This is a genomic window from Lachnoclostridium sp. An118 (genome assembly GCF_002160985.1).
In the GTDB taxonomy this organism is placed as follows: Bacteria; Bacillota; Clostridia; order Lachnospirales; family Lachnospiraceae; genus Claveliimonas; species Claveliimonas stercoravium.
Genome location: NZ_NFLQ01000005.1, coordinates 195,529 through 217,533 on the forward strand (window position 1 = coordinate 195,529; position 22,005 = coordinate 217,533).

Sequence of the window (22,005 nt, forward strand, 5' to 3'; positions counted from 1 at the left end):
CCTTCCGGTACACAGACCCGCTCTGCGGCAGATACATCCATCTGTATGGTGTATCTGAATGTATTTATTTTACAGCACCATTTACAACACCGTTGATGATCTGTTTCTGGCAGATCACGTAGAAGATAAGGATCGGGATCAGCGCCAGCAGATAAGATGCAAATGCCAGGTTGTAGTTTGTACCAAACTGCGTCTGGAAATTCAGCTGTGCCAGAGGCAGTGTGTTCTGCCCTGTACCGGACATGATGACAAGTGGTGTCATCACATCGTTCCATACAGCCAGTGCTGTGATGATGGCCACTGTAGCGTGCATAGGCTTCATGATGGGGAAGATGACTTTCCAGTAGGTGCGCCATGTGCTGGCACCGTCCACCCTGGCCGCCTCCTCCAGGGCAATGGGAATGTTCACCAGGTACCCTGAGTACAGGAGCACGTTCATAGGCATATAGAATACCACATACAGGATGATAACACCAGCCCAGTTTGCAAGTCCCAGCTCCGCTGTCTGTTTTGCCAGAGGCATCATCAGGATAGCGAAAGGTACGAACATACCGCTTACAATGAAGAGGTACACGAATTTATAAAATTTGCTGTGGGCGCGGTTCCGGCCGATGGCGTATCCCATCATAGAGTGGAGAAGGATGGAAAGCACCACGGTCACAACTGTGATGAGGACACTGTTTCCAAGGGATCTCCAGAAGTCTGTCACCTCCATGGCCTGGGCAAAGTTGGAAAGACTCCAGCTCTCCGGGAGGGAGAGGATGCCGGAGATGCTGTTGGTCATCTCAGAGGGCTGCTTAAATGCGATCACGACAGCCATGTACAGCGGGAACACGATGGTGCTCAGTCCCAGGATGAGAAGGACCACGACCGGCCAGTTTGTCTTGACTTTATCTACTTTTTTATTCATTATAACTGCTCCTCCTTCCTGCTGGAGATGCTCATCTGTGCCGCGGAGATAGCCACGATCACGATGAAGAAGATGACGGCGTTAGCGCTCTGGTAACCGAAGCTTCCGCCCTTCATACCATTGTTGTAGATCAAGAATGAAATGGACTCTGTGCTCTGTGCAGGTCCTCCCTGTGTCATGGCCATGATCTGGTCAAATACCATGAGGAAGTTCTTCACGCACAGCACCATGTTGATGGTGAAGAAGGGGATGATCAGCGGGAAGGTCAGATGTCTGAACTGCTTCCATCCCGTAGCTCCGTCCAGGGAGCCTGCCTCGTACACATCCTCCGGCACGGTCTGCAGACCGGAGATGTAGATGATGGTGTTCATGGCTATATTCTGCCAGCAGCACACGATGACAATGGCAAACCAGGCCGTGCTCTCGTTGGAGAGAAGGCTGGAGCTCAAGGTCTCGCTTCCGATCATCTCGCCGAGAGCCGGAAGGATGTAGGTGAACAGATACTGGAACACATAACCTACTACCAGGGCGCCAAGCACGTTTGGCAGGAAGTAGGCTGCCCGGAAAAATCCTTTTGCCCGGATCTTGCTGTTCAGCCCCAGGGCCAGGATCAGACTGATCACATTGGTGATGATGGTGGCACAGATGGCCAGCTTAAATGTAAACAGGTAGGAGCCGCCCACACGTGAGTCCGTGAACAGGTCCATGTAATTCCGAAGGCCTACCCAGTCGTAGGTCCCAAAGCCTTTAAAGTTCGTAAAGCTGTAGATAACGCCCCGGATCAGAGGGATGGTGTTAAAGCACACAAATAATGCCAGGATCGGTATCGTTATCAACAGGAAGGTGCGTTTTCTCTCATTTTTCATTGTATCCCCACTCCTTTCCTACTACTCATTGCCGCCGTTTTCTTCGTACTCCTGTACTTCGCGGATGATGTCGCGGTTGTACCGCTGCCAGTCCTTATCGAATCGTGCCAGGAAGGCGTCTGTATCCTTGTCGATCACATAGGTCTGAAGGATCGCGTCCGCAGCCATCTCCGACGGATAGTAGTGGTCCTGGTAGTCGGTCATGTTGCCGGACTCTATGTACTCGGTCATGCCGTCCACGTAGGGGGCCAGCTCAAAGTCTCCCTCGCGGCAGGGAATGGCATTCTGGTCATCCACATAGGCCTGGATGTTCTCATCCTCCAGCAGGAAGTCAAGGACTTCATAGGCAGCCTCCTTGTTGGGGCAGTCCGCTGTCACGCAGAAGCCAAGGTCGATACCGGAGTTCAGCGTGTTGCCGTCTGAAGAGTCGCTGGCAGGCATAACGAAGGAGTCAATGTTCATATCCGGATTGACAGAAAGGATCTGGGGAACCGCGTAGCTTCCGATGGGGTACATGGCGGACTCGCCTCTTGCAAAGGCTGTACATGCGTCGTTGTAGCCGTATGCCACCGGGTCCTCCGGGCCGTACTCCATAAGCTGGATATATTTCTCAGCAGCCTCTGCGTAGCCTTCTGTAAAGTTCGCCTCTCCTTTGTTCACCTGCTTGCACAGGTCAGCGGGAGCTAAGTCCACCGCGATACCGTTCCAGGGCGCCAGACATGTCCAGGTGTCACGGAAGCCGAAGTAGAAGGGAAGGATGCCCTCCGCCTCTATCTCCTCGCACAGGCTCATCAGCTCGTCCCAGTTAGTGGGGATCTCCCAGCCGTGCTCCTCAAACATATCCCTGTTGTAGAGAATGCCTGCCGCATTGGCCACATAGGGCACGATGTAGGTACCGTCTGTGGGAACGATCTCCAGGGCTTCCGCAATGTCTATGTAGGACTCCTTGATGTTCTGCATGCCTTCGTAGTCCGATACATCAGCCAGGATCTCCGCATCCACATAGTATGAATAGTTGATATCACCGCCGATACCGATGATATCCGGGTAGTCTTCCCGGATAAACCTTGTCCTCATGATGGTAGACGCATCGTTAGGGGAGTCGATGGTCAGATGGATATCGTCGTGGGTGGCATTGAACTGTTCTTCCACCTGGTCAAAGTAGGTAGCCGCCTCCGGCTTGTACTGCAGGATCTCGATCTCAGTCTTCCCGCTGGACTCGCCGCTTCCCGAGCAGCCCGACAGCATCAGCCCGCCGGTCATGACCAGGACCAGCGCCGCACTGAGATATCTTGCACTTTTTCCTCTCATTTTCATATCTCCTTTCTTCCTTTATGCTTTCTTTTTTACGGTAGCTTCATTTTAACATATCAATATGCGTCTATAAATACCGCTGTTTTTTTTGTTTTATGCCTTTATACTTGTTTTCGCCCTATATATTGATGTCATCTAGCATTTTGGTATATAATGATGTCAGATACGAAAGATACCGAAAAAATGCTGCAGGAGGTGAATGTATGAGCAATGTACTGTACTCCATCTTTCCAAGCGAGAACTTTATAGACCTGGGGCTTTACCAGTATGGGTGGGAACAGTGTGACCCGGCCCACTCCTTCGGGCCTGCTGCCAGGAACCACTATCTGTTCCACTATGTCATATCCGGGACCGGCACTCTGACCGCGGAAAACTCCCGACGGGAGTCCGTCACGTACAACGTCAAGAGCGGCCAGGGATTTATGCTCTTCCCGCACCAGATCTGCACTTACATCGCTGACAGCGAACTCCCCTGGGAGTACACCTGGCTTGAATTTGACGGGCTGAAAGTAAAGGAGTTCATCGAGACTGCCGGGCTCACCATGAACACACCCATCTACCGGCCCCGGCACAAAGACATTGCACAACAGATGACGGATGAGATGCTCTACATCGCCAACCATTCCCAGGAGTCCCCCTTACATCTGATCGGCCATCTGTACCTCTTTCTGGACTATCTGGCAAAGTCCAACGCCTCCCCCATCCAGACCCAGGGGAACAGGATGCGGGACTTCTATATTAAGGAAGCCCTCTCTTTCATTGAGCAGAATTTCCAGAATGATATCTCAGTGGAGGACATTGCCGCTTTCTGTAATCTGAACCGGAGCTACTTTGGAAAGATCTTCCGGGACACCGTAGGGATATCTCCCCAGGAGTTTTTGATCTCCTACCGCATGTCCAAGGCGGGGGAACTTCTGAAGATGACGTCCCTGTCTATTGCGGACATCGGAAACGCGGTGGGCTATCCGAACCAGCTGCATTTCTCAAGGGCATTTAAAAACGTGTACGGCGTATCCCCCAGGGCGTGGCGGTACGAACAGCAGGAGAAAATGGAGTAGTTGATCCTTAAACATTATCCGCATCGAACATATAATATCGTACGATATTGTATTGATATTTTCGTATGATTTGTGTATAATAACAATATATAAACCACACCTCGAAGGGAGGAATTTGTATGATCATTACTGCAACCGAATTTAAGACCAACCTTGGAAAATATCTGGAAATAGCGGCGTCCCAGGATATTTTTATTACCAAGAACGGCAAAAATATTGCCCGCCTTACAAGCCCCGCTGTCAATAAACTGGCTCTTCTTGATGATCTTGTGGGAATTATTCCAGAAAGTCAGACAATGGATGAAGATACTATACGAGAGGAGCGGTTGGCCAGACAATGAGAATACTGATTGATACCAATGTCATTATGGATATTATCCAAAGACGAGAACCGTTTTTCGCAGACTCCTACCAGGCGTTCCGCAAGGCCATAGAAAATGATGTGGAATGTCTCATCTCCGCATCTGCTGCCACAGATATTTTCTATATACTCCGCAAAGCGTTTCAGTCCGCTCAAAAGGCAAAGGATCGGATTGAACAGCTTTCTCAACTTGTCACATTTGCTGATGTACAGAGTGTAGATATTCATACCGCACTCATGCGCTCTATGCCCGACTTTGAAGATGCCGTTGTAGACGCTGTGGCGGAGCGGAACGGTGCAAGCTATATTCTCACAAGGAATATCAAAGATTTTGCCGGTTCCTCTGTTCCGGCGATCACGCCGACTGAATTTTTGAAAAAGTAACATCAAAAAAGGAAGTAATCCACAAAACAATGGGGAATACTTCCTTTTTCAAATTTTACTCCTCCGCCTTCAAAAGGAACAGCCTGGAGTCAAAGTCCTGGGGCGCCTGCTCCCGGTCTGTCACCTCCCCGGCAGTTCCGTCTGTCGTGATAAGGCCGATGTTCATCAGCTCATCGCCGTAAAAGCTTCCGTACGGCTTCTCTGTCTCTTTTCTTACCTGGACCTCATATCTAGCCTCCGGGTCCAGCCCTTTGAGCGGAAGCCTTGTGTAAGCCAGGTTGGCGCCGGAGAGCGTCCTGTACCAGCCTGCCACAGCCTCCTTTTTGTCCGGGCTTACCGCCATCCAGGCGGTGACATTTCCCTCAAAAGGACTTTCCAGCCTGTAGAAGGTACCGAACTGGAGAAGCCGTCTGTATTTTTTCATAAATCGGATCTGTTCCTTCACCGCCTCCTGCTCCTCATCCGTCAGCGTATTCAGATCCAGCTCGTAGCCAAATGTTCCGAAAAAGGCCACATTGGCTCTTGTGTGAAGGGGCGCCGTCCTGCCTGTCTGATGGTTGGGGATGGTGGACACATGACTGCCCATGCTGCTCACCGGATAGCAGTAGGAGCTGCCGTACTGGATCTTCAGCCTCTCTACCGCATCTGTGTCATCGCTTGTCCATGCCTGGGGCGCGTAGTACAGCATCCCCGGGTCGAACCTGGCCCCGCCGCTTGCGCAGGACTCGAAAAGAACATGGGGGAACTCCCTTGTCAGCCTTTCGTACAGGCTGTACACGCCGAGAATATACCGGTGGAACACTTCCCCCTGCCGGTCCGCCGGAAGCGCCACAGAGAAGCACTCTGTAATGCTCCGGTTCATGTCCCATTTAATATAGGAAATCTTTGCCTCTGACAGGATCTTTCTCATCATATTGTAAATGCAGTCCACCACTTCTTCCCGGGAGAAATCCAGCACATACTGGTATCTGCCGTGAGAAGTGGCTCTTCCCGGCACATGGAGGATCCAGTCCGGGTGGGCCCGGTAGAGATCTGAGTCTTTGTTCACCATCTCCGGCTCAAACCAGAGACCGAACTTCATTCCCATATCCTCGATCTTCTGCGCCAGGCCCGTGATCCCCTCCGGCAGCCTTTCTGTGTTGGGTGTCCAGTCACCAAGACCTGCCCGGTCGCTGCACCGCGCGCCGAACCAGCCGTCGTCCAGGACGAACATCTCCACGCCGCACGCCTTTGCCTTTCCGGCAATCTCCAGGATCTTCTCCTCTGTAAAGTCAAAGTAGGTGGCTTCCCAGTTGTTGATAAGGATGGGGCGCTCCCGGTCCCTCCAGTATCCCCTGGCCAGCCTTTTCTGATACAGACGGTGGAAGGTCTGGCTCAGATCGTTAAGCCCCCGGTCCGTGTAGATCAGCACCGCCTCCGGTGTCTGGAAAGTCTTCCCGGGCTCCAGCTTCCAGTCAAAGCCGTCCGGGTGGATCCCCAGGAGCACTCTTGTGGTGTCGTGGGCCCCCACTTCCGCCTGGGCCAGGAAATTGCCGCTGTACACAAGGCTGAAGCCTATGGCCTCCCCCTGGAATTCATCCGCATGGGGACGCTTCAGTATAACAAATGGATTATGCTCGTGGGAGGAGTGTCCTCTTCTGCTGCCCACAGACTGCACACCGTACTCCAGCTTTCTCACCCGGGTATGTCTCTCTCTTGCCCAGGCGCCGGAGAACTGCATCCACTCGTAGTCGTGGTCCGGCAGATCCATGCAAAGGCTCATGGCTGTCGTCAGATGCAGATCCTTCTCCCCTCTGTTCACAAATCTGGCACTTCGGGCCAGGATGCCTCCTTTTGCAAAGATGGTGTAGGACAGCTCCAGGCCAAGCCCTGTCATTCCATCCTCCAGCGCCACAACCAGTGTCTCCGCCTCATCATCAGCCTCCGTGTAGGTGGCCGGAAGTCCTTCCAGAGACAGCTTTCCTTTCATTACCCTGTGTTCTTTATAGATAAAATCCGAGATCCTGCTTCCGTCCTCCTGCAGAACCTCCACTGCCGGGGCGCGGTAATCCCCTGTTCCGTAAGAAGGATACTCCTGCTTGATATGTTCAAGGGAAAACGCCTTGTTGCCTTCAAACACGCAGGATGCCATGGGCCTGGGCAGGCTCTCCAGCAGATAGGAAAAATCCTCCCTGTCATGTACCCTTTTTCCAAAATAGAGCTGTCCCAGATGTCCGCTGGGAAGCACCTGCATAATATAACTGATCTCTTCATTATAAAGATGAAATGTCCTGTTCTCTTCTCTCCATACCATACTCATCTCTCTTCTGCCTCCTGTCTGAAAAGTCTTTTGCCTCTTCGCTTTACTGCTTCCACCATTATATAGAAAAGGGAGCTCCCGCAACAGGTTATTACGTGATAAAAAACAGTCAGAATGTTAACTGGCGCTCTTCATTTTTCTTTCTGTAGGCAGAGGGCGTCACCCCCATCCTGGCCTTGAAGATCTTGGAAAATCCCAGCGCATCCTGGTAGCCGCAGGACATGGCCACACTCTCTATGGACAGTTCGGTGATCTCCAGAAGCTGGGCGGCCCTTGTGATGCGGAAGCTGGTCAGATACTCTTTGGGCGACAAGTGAAGATGTTCTTTAAAGAGGGTGCAGAGATAGCTCCTGTTAATGCCCACATAGTCGGCGATCTCCCCCACCTGCACCGGGTAGGAATAGTGGTTCTGGATATACTCCACCGCCTTGCGGATATAGAGGTTGTCATCTTTTTCCTTCCGCCCCTCCCCGATCTCTATATTTTCTGCCAGCACAGAGAAAAACTGGTAGAGCAGCCCTTCCAGCAGATACTCATTTGCCACTGTGTAATTCTTGTTCTCCAGCATGGTCTGGACAATCTTCTCCAGCTTCTCTCCGCTGGAACACTGGTAGACAGGATGTTCGCTGCCAAGGCCCAGATCCCGCAGGTACTCTCCTGCCCGATCCCCGGAAAATCCGATCCACACATATGTCCAGGGATCTTCTTTATCCGCCTCGTAAAATGTCAGTACTTCCGGCTCAATGAGAAAGCCCTGTCCCCCGCGGAGCCGGTACTCCTCATTTCCCACCGTGAACCGCCCCTTCCCTTTTATGATATAGTGGAGAATATAATTGGGTCTGACCGCAGGGCCGAAGCTGTGCAGGGGCAGGCACCGGGCGTAGCCGCAGAAGCAAAGATACAGATCCGAAAATTTTCTGTTTTTTAACTGCAATACATGTGCGTCTTCCATACAAAACTCCTCCGGCTTTTTAGTCTCTCAAAGGCAATAAGATGGTGATCTTCGTTCCCTCGTTCTCCTGGCTGACAATATTGATGCCGTAGTCCATCCCGTAGATCATCTTGATCCGGTTATCCACATTGTTGACCCCGATGCCTGTGAAATGCTCTGTCTTCTGCCCGTTTTTCCCCCGGATATCCATGAGCTTCTCCGTGGTCATGCCGACGCCGTCGTCTTCAATGTCTACAATTTAAGCACGCGCCCCGGCTCACTCCTCTAAGATTTTCTGATGGCAAAACGCAGCTCCAGATTACTGTCAGAGGAAATAAGGAACTGATCATGTACAGGAGCTCCCCAGCTGTCGTCTCCTCCCACGCCCATCTGGGCTGCCAGTATCCGCACCCATGTGTAGTGCACAGGCGGCAGCTCTTCCTGGTGGGTGGCAGCCTCCAGCTCATAAGCGCTCCAGGGCAGCACACTGTTTTCAAAGGATCCTTCCTCCGCCTGGAAGCGAAGGCCCGCCCCTTCGTCGTCTGTCACTTCCACCCATCTGACCCCTGTGTGATTGCCGCATTCCTGGGGCACAAGATAGGGCGATACATTGTCCGCCGCGGTACTTTCGTAGACGCCCAGCTTCGCGCCCTCCCTGCGGTCAATGTAATTTTCCTCCGGTCCATATCCATAATATCTTACATTATGATACCTCTCTTTGAGACGGAAGTCCATACCAAAAGCCGGAAGATGGGGCAGTCCCTTTTCCCCTCTGTAAAGAAGGTGGACGTGGATCACGCCGTCCCCTGTCACGGTGTAGGTGACAAAGCTTTTTGTCACAGGCACTACAGGCAGAGTGTACTCAAAGGTAATACTTACTTTGTCCTTCTCCTCCTGCATATCCCCGCCGGTAAGTTTCGGGAACAGCCCCGCCGTCATCCACGGAGCACAGGCAGATCCAAGCTTCGCGCCCCTGTCATTGTCCGTGAGGGCCCGCCAGTATGTCAGTTTCGGCGTTCTTGTGATATACTCCTTCCCGTCGTAGCACAGGGAGGCGATGCCCCCTTCCGCTTTGGAGAACATGACGGTAAATCCTTCGCCTCTTACGCCGATATTCACATCGCCGTGTATGATCTCCATGGAAACTTTTTTCTCTTTCTTTTCTTCTTCCACTTTTTTCACATGCTGGCCAAAGCAGATCTCATAGCCTGCCTTGGCCCACAGTGTGTCTTCTGAAAGAAGCATCTGCACTTCAAAGATATACTCTCCTGGCTCTTCTGCCTCCGGATAATCCAGCTCCACAAATGCTTCGCTCCGGGCAGGGATGGCAATATCGCTGCGGGTCTTTTCAAACAGGCAGACGCCGTCTCTTAGCAGACGGTATCTGAATGTATATCCGCCTGTGGTGATAAACAGGTTCTCGTTGCGCACAGTGACGCCTTCTTCAGTGGGCGTCAGTTTTACATTGGAATAGAGCGCTTTCACTTCCTGGGCCTTGGGAGACTCTTTCCTGTCTGCGAACACAAGGCCGTTTCCGCAGAACTCATAGTCCGTAGCCCGGTCGTCGTGGTCGCCGCCGTAGGTCAGCACTTCCTCCCCCTGCTCGTTGATCCTGTACAGGGACTGGTCGATGTAATCCCAGATAAATCCTCCCTGGTACAGATCAAACTCCCTCTCCAGGTCTGTGTACAGCTTCATGCCGCCGCAGGAGTTGCCCATGGCGTGCATGTACTCGCAGCTTATATAGGGCTTCTTCGGATCCTTTTCCAGATATTCCCGTATCTCCTGGGGCTTTGCGTACATGCGGCTTTCCATATCGCTGATATGGTCAAAGGCCCTGTTCCAGAACACGCCCTCATAGTGCACCAGCCTGCCCGGGTCCTCCCTGTGGAAGAAATCCGACATGGCCTCAATACAGGTGCCTGCGTAAGACTCATTTCCGCAGGACCAGATCAGCACGCTGGGATGGTTCTTATCTCTCTGGAACATGGAGTTTGCCCGGTCCAGGACGCAGGCTTTCCACTCTTCCTTATCTCCCGGCACGTTCCAGGACGGTTCGCACTGGCCCAGTTTCTGCCAGGAGCCGTGGCTCTCCAGATCAGTCTCGTCGATGAGATAGATGCCGTACCTGTCGCACAGACGGTACCACAGCGTCTGGTTTGGATAATGGGAGGTGCGCACCGCGTTCAGATTGTGCCGCTTCATAAAGCGGATGTCCCACAGCATATCTTCCTCTGTCACAGCGCGTCCTCTTCTGGCATTGAATTCGTGGCGGTTCACACCCCGGAAAAGGATTCGCTTTCCGTTGAGACACATGACTTTGTCAATCATCTCAAATCTCCGGAAGCCCACCCCTTCGGGCACCACCTCGGCTATATTTCCTTCCTGGTCCTCCAGGTAAATGCGCAGTGTGTACAGGTAAGGGTCCTCGGCGCTCCAGCATCTCACCTTTCCTGCGCCGCACGTAAGAGAGACTTCCCTGTCCGCCTGGCAGGAGCCCTCGGCCACCTTATTTCCCTCTCTGTCACACAGCTTAAGAGACACCCTGCCCCCCGGCTCCCCTGCCAGCTTCATATCCACCCGCAGACAGCCCTCTGTGTACGTGTCGTCCAGCTCTGCCTTCACAAAGAAATCCCTCACATGCATCTTTGGCACAGCGTAGAGATACACGTCCCGGAAGATGCCGGAAAAGCGGAAGAAATCCTGGTCCTCCAGCCAGCTTGCGCTGCTTCTTTTGTACACCTCCACAGCCAGCTTGTTCTCTCCTTCTTTCAGATAGCCGGTAATGTCAAATTCCGCCGGTGTGAAGCTGTCCTCGCTGTACCCGGCAAAGACGCCGTTGACCCACACATAGAAGGCCGTCTCCACACCCTGGAAGGAAAGAAACGTCTGCTTTCCTTTTAAATGTTCGTCCACACGGAAGTATTTCACATAGCTCCCCACCGGATTATACCGCTGTGACACCTGGGGCGGGCGCATCTCCTCCTGCCCGTCCCAGGGATACATGGTGTTGATGTACTGGTTCCTGTCATAGCCCTGGGTCTGGATATGGCCCGGCACCTGGATATGATCAAAGCTGCGGCAGTCAAAGTCCTCCCTGTAAAAATCCTTGATCCTCATATCGGGACAGGTGGCATAGGAAAAATACCATGTCCCGTTCAAGCTCTGTCTGAGGGGCATATCCCCCGCCAGAGCGATCTCTTCTTCCTTTTCATAGTACAGATGATCCGAGTGCGCTTCCACCCGGTTTACTGCGAATACTTCCGGATCTGCAAGCCAGGAAGTCTTTGCCTCTTTTGCTGTCATAACTTTATTGCTCCTCTCCTAAGTTAGCCCTTCACAGATCCTGTCATTCCGGCCACAAACTGCTTCTGCATGAAGAAGAAGATCAGTGCCGTGGGGATGGTCATGATCAGAACGGCCACCATCATCATACCATAATCCGGCGTATAAGATGAACCCATTGCTGAAATGACAAGGGGCAGCGTTTTCTTGCAGCATCGCCGGATCCTCCTTCTTCAGATGAGCTTCCGCAGGCTGCAAGGCTGAATGTCATTGCGCAGGCCAACACTGCCGCCAATACTTTTTTCAGTTTCATAATAAAATCCTCCTTCAATCTTTGTGCCTTTACTATAGCACACACCCCTCCTGTTTCTTTAGGAAATAATTAGTCTGGATTTTCAATTTTTTAATTTTTACAGGTAATTTTTAAAAATTTTGTGATTATTTTTGTCTGTTTGGACTTTTTTGAGTGAAAGTCAAAGGATACGTCCAGATTTCGTCTGTACGTCGGAAAAGTTAAAGATTATAATGAAGAGTGAGAACAAAGATGCACTGATGAGAGGAGGCGCATTATGAAAAGATCAACGAACCGATGGCTCATCCTGGCGGCTGCCGCCATCGTCAATTTTGTCCATGGAAATCCTTACATATGGACTGTCTTCCAGCCCTATGTCAAGGAGGAGTACGGCCTTTCCACTGCCGCCTCCAGCCTGCCCTTTACACTCATCATCGGCATCTTCGCCGCAGGGAACATGGCAGGCGGATATCTCCAGCACAGGGCGGGTGCCCGGATGACCGCCTTTCTCGGAAGCCTTATCATGTGCGCCGGCTTTTTCCTGGCCGCCACAGCTCCCCACAGCATGCCCTGGCTGATCAGTCTGGGATACGGGGCCCTGGGAGGCTTTGGCTCGGGCTGCGCCTTTGCCATGCTCACCGCCGTGCCCCAGGCCTGGTTCCCGGAGCGCCGGGGCATGGTCTCCGGCATCACCATCGGCATGGTAGGTCTCTCCGGCATCCTCATGAATCCCCTGTGCGACCGGCTCCTGGCCTCCTTTGGCTATCGGACCGCCATGCTCTGGGTCACTTTCATCTACGCCGTCCTCTGCCTGGGCATCTTTTTCCTGCGGGAGCCGGAGGAAAGCGGGGCCAGGATATGCGCGCACCAGGCCTCACAGGCCTCTTTGGAAACTGACTCCAGGCAGTACACGCCCCTGGAGATGATGCGCACCCGCTCCTTCTATATCATCAGCCTTGTGTACGCCCTGGCCGTCCCGGCCTACGCCCTGGTGAACCCGGTGATGAAATCCCTGGGGATGGAGCGGGGTCTGACAGACACCGCCGCCCTCCTGGGCGTGGTTGTCGCCTCCGCGGCTAACGTTGCGGGGCGCTTCGCCCTCCCCTGGCTCTCCGACCGCACCGGGCGCCGCAGGGTACTTGCGGCCACGTACCTTCTGTGCACTGTCTCTGCCTTTGGGCTGGTCTTTGCCAGAGGCGCACTCTTCACAGCTCTCTCTTCCGCAGTCTGCCTCGTGTACGGCGGCGTGGTGAGCGTCTTCCCCGTAGTCGTATCCGACCGCTTCGGCACAAAGTACCAGGGGACCAACTACGGGGCGGCCATGATCGGCTATAGCATCGCCTCCCTTGTCTCCCCCCTTCTGCTTTCCCTGGCAGGGCAGGAAATCTCCCTTGTCGTCGCGGGACTGGCCAGCCTGGCCGGGCTCTTCCTGCTGCGGTTCCTTTAGTGGCCGGATGTGGCCTTCAGCCCCATGATCCCCACAAGGAGCAGAAGGATGAAGAAGCACCTTGCGGGAGTGATGGACTCCTTAAAAAGAATGACTCCCGCCACCACTGCCCCCAGGGCGCCTATGCCTGTCCAGATAGCGTAGGACGTGCCCAGGGGCAGCGTCTTTGTGGCCTGCGACAGAAAGAGAAAGCTGACCACCATCCCCACAATGGTCAGCACCGTAAACTTCAGCACCGTAAATCCTTCCGAGAGCTTCAGACAGGTGGACCAGAACACCTCCATAACACCTGCGATAACCAGATAAACCCATGCCATATTCCTATACCTCCTATGTGATCGCTTTTATCTCCGCTGAAGTCAGACACAGAAAAAACGTCCTACTTATTCCAACTAAGGCCTACTGGAATAAATAAGACGTTACCCGGCGGTAAATCTCCGTAAATCCTGTTTTTTGTGTCCGCTCTGTCCCATCCAGGGGGGACTTTTTCAGCCATTCAAAATTACCACAAACACGCCGGAAAGTCAAGGCTGACCCGTTCTCCCGTCCCATAAAAAGCGCAAAAATACGCTCTAAAAAATGCGCCAGGAGGGGAAGGGCAGCTCCACGATCCGGGTGCACACCTGGTCCAGCAGGCTGTCATCGTGGCTCACCACCAGAAGTCCCAGGGAACGCCTCTTCGTCTCCTCAAGGAGAAACTGCCAGATCTGGGCCTGGGTCACCAGGTCCAGCATGGCGGATATCTCATCGCAGAGGAGGAATCTCACTCCCGGATGGAGAGCCCTTGCCAGACAGAACCTCTGCAGCTCCCCGCCGGACAGCTCCGAGGGAAAACGGTCCATCCATCCCTCCTCAATATGCAGCGCCTCCCTCAGCCTTTCCTCCACATCCCCCGCCTCCGAAAGCGTAGTTCCCAGCCGCAGCAGCGGGTCTACCACAGTCTCCGGATGCTGCCAGACCATCTGTACCGGGCAGGCCCCCCTGTAGGCTCCCAAGGGCTTCCCGTCCAGCAGAATCTCCCCCTTCACCGGCCGCTCATACCCTGCCAGGAGGCGGCACAGGGTGGTCTTTCCCCTGCCGCTGGGAGCTTTAAGTCCCACCCGCTCACCGGAGTTTATATACAGGCTGAAGTGGTCCAGCACCGGCGATTTCTTTTTCCCTCTGTAATAAAATGTCACGTCTCTTGCTTCCAGCGTCATACTGTCTCCTCCTTTTCCGGATACAGGCACCGCACCAGACCGCCTCTGACCCGCTGTACGGGAATGCGGTCCGCCTCGCCGCACTCCTTCCGGCCGGCCTCACACTGCCCGGCAAAGGGGCAGCCGGATGAGACTGTGCCCGGGTAGGGCTGGCTTCCCCGGATGGGGGCGAAGCCGTGGGAGGGCATAGCGCGAAAGAGCGCCCTTGTAAAGGGATGCCTGAGTCTCCCCTCATCCTGAAAGTCCTCCGCCCTGGCCTCCTCGATGGTCTCCCCTGCGTAGAACACCACCACCCGGTCCGCGATGGTGAGGGCCAGCTCCAGGTCGTGGGTGATAAAGAGCATCCCCGCACCGGTCTCCGCCAGCTCCCGGAAGTGTCCCAGGATACGGCCGGCCGCCCGGGCATCCAGCCCCGGCGTGGGCTCGTCCGCGATAATGAGCCTTGGCTCGTCCATAACAGCGGAGGCGATCAGCACCCTTCTCGCCATACCCCCGGACAGCTCAAAGGGATAGAGGTCTGCCGTCTCAGGGCCAAGGCCGTATTTTTCCAGCACCTGCCGGCATCGCTCCTTTGTCTTTTCATCCTTCCTCCCCCTGGTGAGCTGGGCCCCCACCTTCATGAGGGGGTCCAGGTAGGTAACGCCCTGGGGGATGAGGGCCAGGCCGTTTCCCCGCAGCTTTTCCGCCCGCTCCTTCGTCAGAGGCTCTCCGCCGTAGAGGATTTCTCCCTCCATATGGCTGTTGTATGGGAGGATGCCCAGGATACCGTGGGCCAGAAGGCTTTTTCCTGACCCGCTGGCTCCCACCACGGCCACCACTTCCCCCGGCTCCACCGTCAGGCTCAGATCTCGGATCACAGGCAGGCTGCTCCTCCGGATGCCCTGGTCATACCGGGTGAACCAGATGGACACATGGTGCACCTCCAGTATAGGCTTTTTGTTCTGTCTTTCCTTTTCCATCCTCTCGCCTCCTTCTATTCGTGTGCGCTGGCCGGGTCCAGCAGATACCGTGCCCTCTCCCCCAGCAGGGCAAAGAGGACTACCACCAGCACAAGAGAGAGCCCCGGAAAGAGAGCCAGCCACCATCTCCCGGTGGTCAGGTACTGCATGCTCTCCGACAGGATCACGCCGATGGCGGGCTGCTCCGAGGAGAGGCCAAAGCCCAGAAAGGTGACGCTGGCCTCGTGGAGGATAGCGTGGGGAAAGAGAAGGATCAGCCCTGTGAGGAACTGGGGGAACAGATGGGGGAGCATGTGCCGGCACGCCACCTGCAGCTTTGACACTCCCAGCTTCTCCTCCACCAGGATGTAAGGAGCGTTCTTCAGCTGCAGCACTTCCCCCCGTATCACCCTGGCCAGAGAGGGCCAGTGGCTCAGGGACACGCCTGCCACGACGCCGGCAAAGCCCCGGCCGCAGGCGATGGAGATGAGCATCACGAGGAGGATGTGGGGGATCCCCATGACAAGGTCTATGCACCAGGAGATGGCACTGTCCGCCCTTCTCCCCAGGGTGGCGGCCATCGTTCCCAGCACCAGCGCCGCAGCCGCGCTCACCGCCGCTGTCAGAAGGCCGATCCGTATACTCAGGGAGAGCCCTGCAATGGTCCTGGCAAACATGTCTCTCCCCATCCAGTCTGTCCCGAACCAGAACTCCGCCCCCGGAGCCAGATTGGTCCGGGAGAAATCTGTCACAGCCGCCTCCTCTTCCAGGAAGATACCCGCTGCCGTGATCCCCGCCAGGACAAGGATGGCCAGGACAAGGAAAAGGAGAGTGCCTGCCCTTCGGTTCCAGTGTCTTTCCGTCATTTTGCCGCCCTCCTTCTTATCTTCGGGTCCACCGCGCCGTAGAGGAGGTCCGCCGCCAGATTGCCGCCAAACACGATGGCCGATGTGATGAGTGTGATGCCCATCAGAAGGGGCAGGTCGCTGCCAAGCCCCGCCGTCACCGCAGCCTGGCCCAGGCCCGGGTAGGAGAACACCTGCTCCACCAGGACGGACCCGCCTATGATCTCGCTGACGGACCCGAACTGGAGCGTGATGGCGGGCAGGGATATCCCCCGCAGCCCGTGGCGCCACACGATGGAGCCCATGGACTCCCCTCTGGCTCTGGCAAAGAGGATATAGTCCGACTCCAGCACATCCACCATTTTCTCCCTTGTGTGGAGGGCGATGTTAGACACCCCTGTGATGCTCAGGGTGACTGCGGGGAGAATGGCGTGCCGCAGCCTGTCTCCGGCCGTCACCAGGCTGCTCTCCATGCCGATGGGCACAGAAAGCCCGGCCGGCAGCCAGCCGAGCCACACAGAAAAGACCAAAAGGAGAAGGATGGCCAGCCAGAAGGCGGGCGAGCTGGAGAGGAGCAGACACCAGCCCCGTATCAGTTTGTCCGGCCAGCGCCCTCTCCACACGCCCGCCGCCACGCCCAGGAGCAGCCCCAGCACGCCTGAGATGACCCAGGCGGACAGAAGGAGGAGAAGGGAGCTGGACAGCCGCTGCCATATGACAGAAGTCACCGGCTGCCGGTAGAGAAGGGAGGTCCCCATATCCCCGCAGAGCAGGTCTGTAAGCCACCCCGCATATCGCTCCAGGGGAGGCGTGTCCATGCCCCAGTAGGCCTCCAGACGCTCCACCTGCTCCTGGCTCATGGTGCCGAGGGCCGCCTGCCCCACGTTGGTCTGCAGAGGATCCAGGGGGGAGGCGCTCATCAGGAGAAATGTGACAATGCTGACTCCCAGCAGCAGAAGTCCCATCCGCAGTAATTTTTTCGCCGTAAACAGTAGGCGGTGTCTCAAAATGATCAGTCCTTTCGTTCTCGTATATCCCTTCGTCCCCTCGCCTCTTTTACTCTCCGGCCGGGTCCTCGGACCAGGTCCACTGGTCCACGTTGTTGACCAGAGACCAGCCGTGCCCGTGGGGATGGATCTTCTGCTCCGCCACAGTAAGTCCGTCCCTCACCCAGTAGAGGTGGTCGATGTTGACCAGCCACACCCAGGGAATGTCCCCCTCCTGGGTCACCCCTGTAGTGCCGTCCCACTGGGCCTTCTGCCACAGCTCATAGGAGCTCTCCAGGTCGCTGCTGGCAAGGGCCTGATCCATGTAGCTGTCCACAGCGGCGTTTCCGTAGGGGGAGTACTGGGCGGAGCCTGTGCCCTCTATGGTGTGGTAAATGTTGTAGAGCTCCATGGGCGTGTGGGCACCCCAGCCCCACAGAAGAGGCTGGGAAAGGGCCCTGTCGTAGGCCGTATCCCAGCCCACTCCCTCAGTGGTGCAGGAAATCCCCAGCTCCTCCATCTGATCCGCGAAATCCGCTGTCAGGGCCTGACGCACAGAGTCCCCGGTGGAGTAGAGCAGGTGGAGCTCAGCCTTCTGCCCGCCCTTCTCCCGGACGCCGTCGTCCCCCATGACCCAGCCCGCCTGGTCAAGCAGGTCTGCCGCTCCCTGAGGGTCATACTCCACCTGGGAGGCCTCATTGTACCAGGGAAGCTGGTCGCAGACGCTGTAGGCAGGGCTCCCGTAGCCGTTCAGCACGTTGTCGATCATCTCCTGGCGGTCCACACCGATATTAATAGCACGGCGCACAAGAACATCCGCTGTGAGATCATTTCCCACGGTCCGCCCCTCCTCGTCCGTTGTCTCCTCCACAGCCGGAAGGTTAAAGCCTCTGTTGTCCACGCTGGCGTAGGAGGCCAGGCTGTAGCCGTTCACCTCCTGGTCCGAGTAGGTGGCAGAGGTGTAGGCCACGTCCACCTCCCCGGCCTGGGCAGCCAGAAAGGCCGCGTCCTCCTCCATAAAGAGGATAGTGACCTGCTGCATTTTGGGCGCCTCGCCGTAATAGTCCGGGTTGGCCTCCAGGATCACCTGCTGTCCCCTGTCCCACTGCTTCAGCATATACCGTCCGGACCCGATGGGGTTGGCCCCGTAAGTCTCGCTGTCGTAGGCGTGCTCCGGCACGATCCCCACGATGGCCATGGTGTAGGGCCAGATGGAGAAGGGCCGGCTCATGTGGAAGAGGACCATGGTGTCATCCGCCGCCTCCGCATGGTCCAGCATAGTAAAGTCATTAACGGAGCTGGCCTCCTTCACTGTATTGTATGTAAATGCCACATCCTCCGCTGTCAGCGGCTCCCCGTCCGTAAAGGACACGTCGTCCCGTATCTTCACGGTCCAGGTCAGCCCGTCCTCGCTGACGGAATACTCTGTGGCCAGGTCATACCCGATGGTCAGGTCTGTGTTGGTCACGGTGAGGGTGCTCTGGATCAGCGGCTCGTGGACATGCTCCCCGGCTCCCCAGCCGTAGGCCGGGTCAAATCCCGCCTCCGGCTCAGAGGTGGGGCCCATGGCGATGACCACGGAGTCCGTGTCTCTGCCGGAGCTGGCCCCCTGCTCAGAGGACTCTCCGCTGCCGCCGCACCCGGCCAGCAGCCCCGCCGCCAGCGCCAGGGCAAGGAAACTGGAAATCAGTCGCTTTTTCATATGTCTGTCACTCCCTTTTCTGTGTTTCATGCATCCTCTACTTTTCAGTCGGCTCAGCCAGCTGTCCCAGGGCATCCCGGTACACCCTCTCATAGGGCACTCCGTTTTCCCGGGCCAGGGAAGCCACATCGTCGTACTCCGGTTTCGCGTGGGATACACCGTGTCCCTCCGCCGTCTTCACCCGCACTTCGCCCCATGGGGTCTGCACGGTCTTTATCCCTGGCTGCAGGAAGTACTTTGTACAGCGGCGGGCGCGCAGTCCGTTGGTGGTGGTCTCCTCAAGGACATGCCGGGCCATCTCCTCCTCATCCATGGGATCGCACAGCACGGTCAGCACATGGCCGGGCCGTCCCTTTTTCATAGTCCCGGGGATGGTGTAGGCGTCCAGCGCCCCCTCCTCTATCAGCCTTGCGCAGGCAAATCCCAGGGCCTCCGGCGTCATGTCGTCGATATTGCAGACAAGCTCTGTGATGACGCCGTCTCCCTGCTCCGGTGCAGTCCGGACGCGGCCTGTCTCCTCCAGCGACTCTCCCAGGAAAGCGCGGACACAGTTGGCCTGGTCAAAGGTCTTTGTGCCAATGCCGATGCCGGTACGGCTCCCCTTCATGAGGGGCATGGGGCCGAACTCCCCGGCAAAGTATTTCAGGAGGGCCGCCCCGGTGGGCGTGCAGAGCTCTCCTCTCACAGCGCCGCCGTAGACGGGGACGCCCTCCAGGATGTTGGCCGTGGCCGGCGCCGGTACCGGCATCACGCCGTGGGCGCAGCGGACCGTCCCGCTTCCCACATGGACGGGGGAGACGATGACCTTCTCCGCCCCCAGAAGATACATGGCGTAGCAGACGCCTGTCACATCCGCCACCGCGTCCAGGGCTCCCACTTCGTGGAAGTGGACATCCCCCTCCGGGCAGCCGTGGGCCTTCGCCTCCGCCCGGGCGATGATGCGGTACACAGCCTTCGCGTTCTCCTTCACCTGCTCCGGAAGGTCCAGGCTGCTGATGAGTTCCCCGATATGTCCCGGGGTGGCGTGATGGTGATGATGCGTGTGAGCATGGTCGTGAGTATGATGACTGCCATGACCGTGCTCATGGTCATGGACATGCAGATGGCCGTGCTCATGAGCGTCCGGCCCCTCCGGCTCTGTCTCCTCCTCCCCGTACACGGTCACTGCCATGTGGGTCCCGGCGATACCGCAGGCGGCACCCTTCCGCGCCTCCAGGCGGACACCGGGAAGTCCCAGCCTGTTCATCCTGTCCAGAAATGCCTGTCTGTCATCCAGCAGTTCGTAAAGGGCCGCCATGAGCATGTCCCCGGCTGCTCCCATGTTACATTCTATATAAAGTGTCTTCATTCCTTCTCCTCCTAGTATAATAATGGTGTAGTCAATAATGACTACGGGTTAATAGTTACAAAGTCTAAATGAATAACTGAAGGAGGGCTTCCCTCTCCATCAGATGTTATTGTTTCCTTACCGTGTCTGAGGCTTTCTTCATGCACTTTGTCAGATCCCGAGGTATAATCACTGAGGCAGGGCTTTTGACGACTCCTCCTTGGGACCCGGCCTTCCGCCGGGGAAACCTCTCAGAAAGTCTGTCTGTCCATTCGGTGGTGATTTATGGTTTGGCTGGTTGGGAAGCCTCAGGCTATACCTGTATAAGCCGCTAGGTTGTGTATCCACCTTTTGGAAATGGATGCCTGCCGGAAAGGATGTTTATCATGCATTACCAAAGATTTCTTGCTTTTATTGACAGCGTCTCTTCTTTCCTCTCTGTTGGCCTTGATGTTGGCGCTGATTGTACCTGGATGTCGATCGCTCTCCCCAATGGTTCTCTTGTCGGGAAACCCTTTAAGATCACCCATTCTGATCCCACCTCCAGAGAGCTCGCTGTCTCAAAAATAAAGGAAGCACAAGAGACGTATTCTCTTAAAAGCCGCTGCTTCCTTGAGTCTACCGGGATCTACCACATCCCACTCCTGTGCTTCCTTCGTGATAAGGGATTTGACTGCTCCGTCATTAATCCTATCATCACTAAGAATAGCACAAATATCAACATAAGGAAACTGCATAATGACAAATTCGATTCAAAAAAGGCTGCTCTTCTCGGCCTCAACGTTTCTCTCAAGACTTCCATCATTCCGCATGACTCCGTCGTCGATCTGAGAAACCTGGTCCGTGATTACTATTATTTCAAGGACCTCCAGTCCGCTGTCGTCCTGAAGCTCACCGCAGAACTGAAAGTATCTTTCCCTGCTTACGCTAAGGTCTTCAGCAAGATCACCATCCAGTCTTCCTTAAAGCTGTTAAGCTCTTATCCTCTTGCGCAGGACATGCTTGCCGCTCCCAAGGACGACATTGTGGATATCATCCGCAATACTGCACGTTTTGGCCAGGCTTATGCTTTGCGTAAGTATGATGCCATCATCGCTGCCGCACAGGATGCCGCTGTTTTTGGCCGGGCTCTCCCCAGCAATGCCATCCGCATCCGCCTTTATATCGATGCTTATTACGAATACCAGAAGCATCTGGACGCACTCCTGAAAGCGCTCCATGAGACAGTAGAGAAACTGCAGGATACTCTGATCTACAACCAGATCTGCCTTCTGCAGTCCCTGCCTGGGATCGGCTTTCTCAGTGCGGTCGTCCTGATCGCGGAGATGGGGGATTTCAACCTGTTTTCTTCTCCGAAAAAGCTTTACGCCTACTTTGGGCTTGACCCCGCTGTCAAGCAATCCGGAAAACTCTCTGGCGATAAGGTCCATATGTCCAAGCGTGGCCCCAGCCTTGCCAGGCGGGTCCTTCACATAGCCGCACTCAACAACATAAAGGTTGCTAAAGGGAGCGGCTCACCTGTGAATCCCGTGATTTACGCCTATTACACCCGGAAGTGCTCCGGCAAGAAAAAGCCAGTAGCAATGGGCGCTGTCATGCATAAGATCTGTAACATCATCTTCGCCATGCTCCGGGATAACAGACCTTTTGAGATCATCACGCCAGAGGAGCACTGCAGGCGTTTTGCCGAAGAGTATCCTGACAAGGGAAGAAAGGCTGCATAAGTAACACGGTACTCTGGATATTTAGTTCCTGACCACTCCTATATCGGGGAATGGTCTGTTAAGGTTGCCTTTTTTGCTCTGTTGTAACAAATTTAACTTTTTTTATATCACCTCTTGACATTTCTTAGCTGGACTTT

Annotated in this window: 20 protein-coding genes; 5 read left to right on the top strand and 15 right to left on the bottom strand. The window is 55.4% G+C overall.

The genetic code is table 11. The features are described 5' to 3' along the window. Positions 1-64 precede the first annotated feature (64 nt). Genes B5E62_RS06645 through B5E62_RS06655 form a run of 3 tightly spaced genes read right to left on the bottom strand, consistent with a single transcriptional unit; the run spans position 65 to position 3,087 of the window. The gene (locus B5E62_RS06645) at positions 65-910 is read right to left on the bottom strand and encodes a carbohydrate ABC transporter permease (RefSeq protein WP_087173834.1); all 846 of its coding nucleotides are present in this window, start codon (positions 908-910) and stop codon (positions 65-67) included. Then, entirely contained in the window at positions 910-1,776 is an 867-nt protein-coding gene (locus B5E62_RS06650; RefSeq protein WP_087173835.1) for a carbohydrate ABC transporter permease, read from the bottom strand. The genes B5E62_RS06645 and B5E62_RS06650 overlap by 1 nt, the downstream gene beginning before the upstream one ends. Positions 1,777-1,797: 21 nt before the next feature. Further along, positions 1,798-3,087: an extracellular solute-binding protein gene (locus B5E62_RS06655; protein ID WP_242957757.1), complete on the bottom strand. Its 1,290-nt coding sequence runs from the start codon at positions 3,085-3,087 to the stop codon at positions 1,798-1,800. A 206-nt stretch (positions 3,088-3,293) separates the two neighbouring features. Between B5E62_RS06655 and B5E62_RS06660 the strand changes: the two genes are divergently transcribed. From B5E62_RS06660 to B5E62_RS06670, 3 genes are all read left to right on the top strand, one after another. After that, on the top strand, positions 3,294-4,148 hold the full coding sequence (locus B5E62_RS06660) for an AraC family transcriptional regulator (protein WP_087173837.1): 855 nt from the start codon (positions 3,294-3,296) through the stop codon (positions 4,146-4,148). A gap of 119 nt (positions 4,149-4,267) precedes the next feature. Continuing rightward, positions 4,268-4,489, top strand: coding sequence for a type II toxin-antitoxin system Phd/YefM family antitoxin (locus tag B5E62_RS06665; protein ID WP_076778747.1), 222 nt, complete (start codon positions 4,268-4,270; stop codon positions 4,487-4,489). Next, the gene (locus B5E62_RS06670) at positions 4,486-4,893 is read left to right on the top strand and encodes a PIN domain-containing protein (protein ID WP_076778750.1); all 408 of its coding nucleotides are present in this window, start codon (positions 4,486-4,488) and stop codon (positions 4,891-4,893) included. The genes B5E62_RS06665 and B5E62_RS06670 overlap by 4 nt, the downstream gene beginning before the upstream one ends. Positions 4,894-4,948: 55 nt before the next feature. Here the strand turns inward: B5E62_RS06670 and B5E62_RS06675 are convergent, their stop codons facing one another. From B5E62_RS06675 to B5E62_RS17115, 5 genes are all read right to left on the bottom strand, one after another. Beyond that, on the bottom strand, positions 4,949-7,192 hold the full coding sequence (locus B5E62_RS06675) for an alpha-galactosidase (protein WP_087173838.1): 2,244 nt from the start codon (positions 7,190-7,192) through the stop codon (positions 4,949-4,951). 109 nt (positions 7,193-7,301) lie between these two features. After that, complete coding sequence (locus B5E62_RS06680; protein ID WP_087173839.1) at positions 7,302-8,144, bottom strand: AraC family transcriptional regulator; 843 nt, start codon at positions 8,142-8,144, stop codon at positions 7,302-7,304. A 19-nt stretch (positions 8,145-8,163) separates the two neighbouring features. Further along, positions 8,164-8,382 carry a sensor histidine kinase gene (locus tag B5E62_RS06685; RefSeq protein WP_326167589.1) on the bottom strand — a complete coding sequence of 73 codons (219 nt, stop codon included), beginning with the start codon at positions 8,380-8,382 and terminating at the stop codon, positions 8,164-8,166. Positions 8,383-8,408: 26 nt separating this feature from the next. Then, positions 8,409-11,429 carry a glycoside hydrolase family 2 TIM barrel-domain containing protein gene (locus B5E62_RS06690; protein WP_087173841.1) on the bottom strand — a complete coding sequence of 1,007 codons (3,021 nt, stop codon included), beginning with the start codon at positions 11,427-11,429 and terminating at the stop codon, positions 8,409-8,411. A 124-nt stretch (positions 11,430-11,553) separates the two neighbouring features. Beyond that, complete coding sequence (locus B5E62_RS17115; RefSeq protein WP_206414302.1) at positions 11,554-11,721, bottom strand: hypothetical protein; 168 nt, start codon at positions 11,719-11,721, stop codon at positions 11,554-11,556. Between the two features lie 256 nt (positions 11,722-11,977). Here B5E62_RS17115 and B5E62_RS06700 point away from each other — a divergent pair, with 256 nt between their 5' ends. After that, a complete protein-coding gene (locus B5E62_RS06700) occupies positions 11,978-13,147 on the top strand; it encodes an MFS transporter (RefSeq protein ID WP_087173842.1) in 1,170 nt (389 codons plus the stop codon). Here the strand turns inward: B5E62_RS06700 and B5E62_RS06705 are convergent. The 7 genes from B5E62_RS06705 to larC all read right to left on the bottom strand — a co-directional run bounded on the left by B5E62_RS06705 (position 13,144) and on the right by larC (position 20,165). Then, a complete protein-coding gene (locus tag B5E62_RS06705) occupies positions 13,144-13,464 on the bottom strand; it encodes a DMT family transporter (protein WP_087173843.1) in 321 nt (106 codons plus the stop codon). The genes B5E62_RS06700 and B5E62_RS06705 overlap by 4 nt on opposite strands. A gap of 255 nt (positions 13,465-13,719) precedes the next feature. Beyond that, complete coding sequence (locus tag B5E62_RS06710; protein WP_087173844.1) at positions 13,720-14,346, bottom strand: ABC transporter ATP-binding protein; 627 nt, start codon at positions 14,344-14,346, stop codon at positions 13,720-13,722. Next, positions 14,343-15,305 (bottom strand): ABC transporter ATP-binding protein, encoded by a 963-nt coding sequence (locus B5E62_RS06715; protein WP_087173845.1) that lies wholly within the window; start codon positions 15,303-15,305, stop codon positions 14,343-14,345. Before B5E62_RS06715 ends, B5E62_RS06710 begins: the two co-directional genes overlap by 4 nt. A 14-nt stretch (positions 15,306-15,319) precedes the next feature. Beyond that, a complete protein-coding gene (locus tag B5E62_RS17040) occupies positions 15,320-16,150 on the bottom strand; it encodes an ABC transporter permease (RefSeq protein ID WP_164488601.1) in 831 nt (276 codons plus the stop codon). Beyond that, on the bottom strand, positions 16,147-17,136 hold the full coding sequence (locus tag B5E62_RS17045) for an ABC transporter permease (RefSeq protein ID WP_330398037.1): 990 nt from the start codon (positions 17,134-17,136) through the stop codon (positions 16,147-16,149). The genes B5E62_RS17040 and B5E62_RS17045 overlap by 4 nt, the downstream gene beginning before the upstream one ends. 49 nt (positions 17,137-17,185) lie before the next feature. Beyond that, entirely contained in the window at positions 17,186-18,817 is a 1,632-nt protein-coding gene (locus B5E62_RS06725) for an ABC transporter substrate-binding protein (RefSeq protein WP_087173846.1), read from the bottom strand. A 37-nt stretch (positions 18,818-18,854) separates the two neighbouring features. Next, complete coding sequence (gene larC / locus B5E62_RS06730) at positions 18,855-20,165, bottom strand: nickel pincer cofactor biosynthesis protein LarC (RefSeq protein ID WP_087173847.1); 1,311 nt, start codon at positions 20,163-20,165, stop codon at positions 18,855-18,857. Between the two features lie 365 nt (positions 20,166-20,530). Here larC and B5E62_RS06735 point away from each other — a divergent pair, with 365 nt between their 5' ends. Further along, the gene (locus B5E62_RS06735) at positions 20,531-21,868 is read left to right on the top strand and encodes an IS110 family transposase (protein ID WP_087173866.1); all 1,338 of its coding nucleotides are present in this window, start codon (positions 20,531-20,533) and stop codon (positions 21,866-21,868) included. Positions 21,869-22,005: the final 137 nt, after the last annotated feature.